The 4656-nt window shown below is 42.6% G+C and carries 7 protein-coding genes and 1 pseudogene; 1 reads left to right on the top strand and 7 read right to left on the bottom strand.

All coding sequences use genetic code 11. The features are described from left to right. Window positions 1–371 (top strand): annotated as a pseudogene (locus tag J7J01_04305) (hypothetical protein). A gap of 230 nt (window positions 372–601) precedes the next feature. On the opposite strand, the gene J7J01_04300 reads toward J7J01_04305, so the two are convergent. From J7J01_04300 to J7J01_04270, 7 genes are all read right to left on the bottom strand, one after another. After that, window positions 602–1246: a hypothetical protein gene (locus J7J01_04300; protein MCD6210104.1), complete on the bottom strand. Its 645-nt coding sequence runs from the start codon at window positions 1244–1246 to the stop codon at window positions 602–604. 58 nt (window positions 1247–1304) lie between these two features. Further along, the gene (locus J7J01_04295) at window positions 1305–2486 is read right to left on the bottom strand and encodes an FprA family A-type flavoprotein (GenBank protein ID MCD6210103.1); all 1182 of its coding nucleotides are present in this window, start codon (window positions 2484–2486) and stop codon (window positions 1305–1307) included. Beyond that, complete coding sequence (locus J7J01_04290) at window positions 2487–2624, bottom strand: rubredoxin (GenBank protein ID MCD6210102.1); 138 nt, start codon at window positions 2622–2624, stop codon at window positions 2487–2489. Window positions 2625–2645: 21 nt separating this feature from the next. Next, window positions 2646–3077, bottom strand: a complete 432-nt coding sequence (locus J7J01_04285) for an FprA family A-type flavoprotein (GenBank protein ID MCD6210101.1) — start codon at window positions 3075–3077, stop codon at window positions 2646–2648. Window positions 3078–3082: 5 nt separating this feature from the next. Beyond that, window positions 3083–3601 carry a ferritin gene (locus tag J7J01_04280; protein MCD6210100.1) on the bottom strand — a complete coding sequence of 173 codons (519 nt, stop codon included), beginning with the start codon at window positions 3599–3601 and terminating at the stop codon, window positions 3083–3085. A 1-nt stretch (window position 3602) separates the two neighbouring features. Next, on the bottom strand, window positions 3603–4271 hold the full coding sequence (locus J7J01_04275; GenBank protein MCD6210099.1) for a peroxiredoxin: 669 nt from the start codon (window positions 4269–4271) through the stop codon (window positions 3603–3605). A 91-nt stretch (window positions 4272–4362) separates the two neighbouring features. Next, on the bottom strand, window positions 4363–4656 hold a 294-nt coding region (locus tag J7J01_04270; protein MCD6210098.1), incomplete at its 5' end, for an IS5/IS1182 family transposase.

The following is a 4656-nucleotide window of genomic DNA, read 5'->3' as shown; positions in this document are numbered from 1 at the left end:
CAGTTTGTAGATATGGTGTTGAGAACCGTAAACGCCGTTTGTGGAAAGCGAAAGAGCGTAAAAACGATAATAATTGGAGATACCACCAATTTGACGGTGGATATTAACGGGTTCAGAAAGAAGTATAAGAGTGAAGATTTAAAAGATAAGGACTATAGGACTATAAATGGGCTTATTCCAGGTCCAAAGGCTATTATATCGGTATGAAACTTGTTTTAGCCATAGAATACTACTCTTTAAAGCCGTTGGCTTTTAGATTTACTCTGTCCTCTGTGACAAAGATCAGTTCCCCTGGTGTCGTTTTGATTGGCATTGCCATTTCTTTTGGTTTTAGGGATAAAGAAAGCCTACAAAGGCTTGCTGGATGGTGACATTTTGGTGGGGGTTAAAGAATCTGGGAGAGATTTCTGAGAGCTACAAGTGGATAACGAGGGTACCAAAATGTTATCTTAAGCGAAATAAGTGCTGGAAAACGCGGACACGGAACATTTTTATGCTCCTCTTTTATTTCTAATTCTCCTTCTTTTAAAGGTTTACAAAATATACAATAAAGTGCGAAATATAGGTAAAAGAATTGGAAATACCACGCCAAGAGGTTTAATTATCCCCTCTTATTCTTTACCTCATTAATTGCTTTGTTAAACTTTTCTACATAACGTTTTTCTTCATCATAGGTGTATGCTTCTAATACCCTTCTCAACACCATGCTTAAAGATAGAAAGAAAACAAAAATAATAGAAATAATAGAAATAACAAAAATAATAAAATCGTAATAAACATACATAAAATAAGAAAAACACACAATGCAGATGAGATTTAAAATCATAGCGATTAGAAATATAGCTTTGGAATCTGTCGCTGCGTCCTTCCATGTGGATATTATTCTTTCCAGCATTTTCCATTTTTTATCCTCTTCTTGTTTTTTATCTTCTTTTGAAGATCTTCTAACTTCATAGAGCGTAGATTCCCATCCTATGTACTCCAATTCATTTTCATATTTGATCATTATATAAGCACCTTTTCTCAATACTTCTTCCATTTGTGTTCGGATTAAATACGCATAAGAAAGTATTATCGGTAAAGGGGTTAAAAATATCCAAGGTACTTCTGAGTGGAGTCCATATCCTAGAAGTGCACTTGTCGCTGCTACCATAATAGCGAGAATTTCGTTAATCTGTTTTAAGTGCATGTCAATGCTGGAACGTAGCGATTTATACTCTTCAAACTTAATATCTATCTGAGACATGAGACATTTACAACCCTCCCCCTTTCATCTTACGGAAGAAAAGGTAAAGGGAGTAGGGTTAACCCAGCTCCTTATGCTTGTTCATAATTTCATCAGCTAATCTGTCCAGAGCACCAAAATCCGCTTCTTTCGGGACTCCTTTAATCACAACCGGCTCCAGTATTTCCAACTTCAAATTGGGTAACATTCCCGTAAGTTGTTCTACCATCCTGCCACCCCAACCATAAGACCCGATGATAGATGCGAACTTCAGTTTTGGTCTCAGGGCATTTGCAAGACAGGCGGCATAAACGACTTTCGGGTGTGGTCCGACCAGAACTGTTGGAGACCCGAGCACAACCGTAGCAGCATCTACCAATGCCATCGCCAGTTTCCCGATATCAGGTTCTGACAGATTGAACTGCTTTACTGTTATTCCTCGGTCAATCAACGCCTCTGTGAAGTAATCCACCATCTTCTTCGTGCTACCGTGCATCGAGATGTAGGGGATAATCACCTCATTCTTCACTGCGTCAGAAGTCCAGTCCCTGTAAGCATTGAGAATAAATTCGGGCTTATCATAAGCGGGACCATGACTTGGTGCGATTATCTCTATCTCCAAACTTTTTATCCGCTCTAAATTTTTCCTGATTGTTGTCCGGAAAGGCATCATAATCTCCGCATAGTATCGCTTGGCTGCCTCATAGACCCTCGCCTCGTCGGTCACAAACAGGCCGCTGGTTGCCAGATGCGAGCCAAGGAAATCGCAGGTGAAAATCACGTGGTCTTCTCTCAGATATGTCAGCATCGTCTCTGGCCAGTGAACCCACGGTGCATGGATGAACTCCAGTGTCTTGTTGCCCAGTGACAGGGTCTCCCCGTCAGCCACGGTTATGAACTTATCCTCAGGTATTAAGAGCAGATCCATAAGCAAGTCCTTACATTTCGGTGTGCAAACCACCTTAGCACCGGGATATAAATCGAGTATTTTTGGTAATGAGCCCGAATGGTCCTGCTCGGCGTGATTGGCAACGACATAATCTATACCGCCAACTTCAAGACCTCTAAGGTTTCTTACCAGTACATCCATCATGGTCGGGTCAACCGTGTCTATCAAAGCTGTCTTCTCACTTCCTTTTATCAAATAGGAATTATAACTCGTTCCATCTGGTAGCGGAATTAGTTCGTCAAATAATCGCCGGTCCCAGTCAATTGCTCCTACTGCGTAAATGTTCGGTTTTAATTCTCTTCCAAGGCTCATTTAATCCTCCTTCTCAAACACTTCTTTGCCCACACCACACGCAGGGCATACCCAATCATCGGGTAAATCCTCAAACTTCGTACCCTCCTCTTCCTCATCATAGATATACCCACATACGGTACATTTCCATTTTGACATTCTTCACTCACATCCTTATCCTTATTTTATCTTCTCGGCAATTTTCTTGCCGAACTCCCGGCATTCCTTCAAGCCTTGTTCGGTTGGTCTGCCTTTTATTCTCAGTCCTGGTTCTATCACGTTCATCCCCGCGAGATTCTTCATCGTTTCTGTCAGTATCTCAATTGATTCGCCGCTCCAGCCGTAAGACCCGAATGCCGCACCAACCTTTCCTTTCAGGTCCGCTTTCTCCATCTCAAAAAGAAACGTCTTCATTGCCGCTATCAAACTGCGAACATACGTCGGCGAGCCGAGGACCACCGCATCCATGTCTTTGAGGTCATCAGCCTTTGCACGTACAGCCCTTTTCAATTCAACGTCTACGCCTGCCTCTTCCAGTCCAGCTACGATAGCTTTTGCCATCATTTCCGTGTTGCCTGAACGGGATTCATAAATTATTATCGCGTTTGCCATTTTGTTCAAATCCCCTCAGCAGTCGCAGGTGGTGTAAATACACGTGCTGCCAGTTCCTTGTCAAGCATGAGTAACCCATTACCGTCTTTTCCTATGAGTTTCAACCTGGCGATAATATCTTTGTCGTTACTCTCTTCTTCTATCTGTTCAGTAACGAACCATTGAAGAAAGATGTTCGTAGCGTGGTCCTTCTCGGCAATTGCGAGGTCAACAAGTTCATTTATGCTCTTCGTGATGAACTTCTCATGCTCCAATGTCTTCTCAAACATATCCATGGGTGACTCAAATTCGGTCAACGGCTGCTCAATCGCCATAAGCTTTACCTGTCCGCCCTGGTCATTAATATAATCGTAGATTTTCATCGCGTGCATCATCTCCTCCTGGTACTGAACCATGAACCAGTTGGCAAACCCTTTCAGCCCGATATACGTGCTGTATGCCGACATCGCCAGATAGAGATACGCAGAATACATCTCCTTGTTGAGCTGCCCATTCAATGCATCCTGCATCTTCTCGCTTAGCATGTTATTTACCTTCCTCCATCATGTCCAGCTTCTTGTGACAGAACCACCAGTCAAAGCATTCGTATTGCTTGACTCGTTCTTTCGCGGTTTGCTCATCCGATGCCGGTGGAATTATCACCTCATCACCAATTAACTCGTTATCAGGCCAATTTGCAGGTATCGCAACACCGTGTTCATCGCTGGTTTGAAGACCGCGTACCATTCGCAATATTTCATCCATGTTCCTACCAAGCTCCTGTGGATAATAAATCATGGCTCTTATGATTCCATCTGGGTCAACGGCAAATACAGCTCTAACTGTATTTGTTCCCTTGTTTGGATGGATGAGCCCCAGCAGCTTTGCCACTCTGCCTGTATCGTCCGCAATAATTGGAAACTTTATCTCCTCGCCCAGGTTCTCCTTTATCCATTCCACCCATTTCAGGTGGCTGAATACCTGGTCTATGCTCAATCCTATCAATTCGCAGCCCAGCTTTTTAAACTCTTCAAATCGTCTTTGAAACGCCACAAACTCGGTCGTGCATACGGGCGTAAAATCAGCAGGATGACTGAACAGGACAAACCATTTGCCCTTATACTCCTCTGGCAGTTTCTTCTTTCCATGTGTCGTCTGTACTTCCATATCCGGAAATTCCTCCCCAATCAGGGGCATCCCTATTTTTTCTTCCATTTTTTCTTCCTCTGTATTTGCATAGCTACCCTTTACTTTAAGACTTTCCATGCGATATTCTTGCAATAACGGTTACAGCCCCCTCCACCAACTACCAGTCAGCAATCTTCTGTAATTCCTCCTTTGGGTTAATACCCAACGAAACCACTATCCCTACCAAAAGTACATGCAAACAGACGAATTTTTTGACTGAACGCTTCGTATAGCGATGCAAATTGTTTAAAGAGAAAGTATTTTCCGCTAATTTGAATATATGCTCTATCATGCCTCTGATCGGCTTATATTTCTCCCAATTTTCAAGTATTGCCTTTAAACTCTTCACTAAGCCTTTATAAAATTCCTTTTCCTTCTCTGGATTGGAACGGTTGAAAATGGAGAGAGGATA

The sequence above is a fragment of the Methanophagales archaeon genome (assembly GCA_021159465.1).
Classification (GTDB): Archaea; Halobacteriota; Syntropharchaeia; order Alkanophagales; family Methanospirareceae; genus G60ANME1.
Note: the sequence above shows the minus strand (reverse complement) of the source record. Positions and strands in the feature narration are given on the sequence as shown.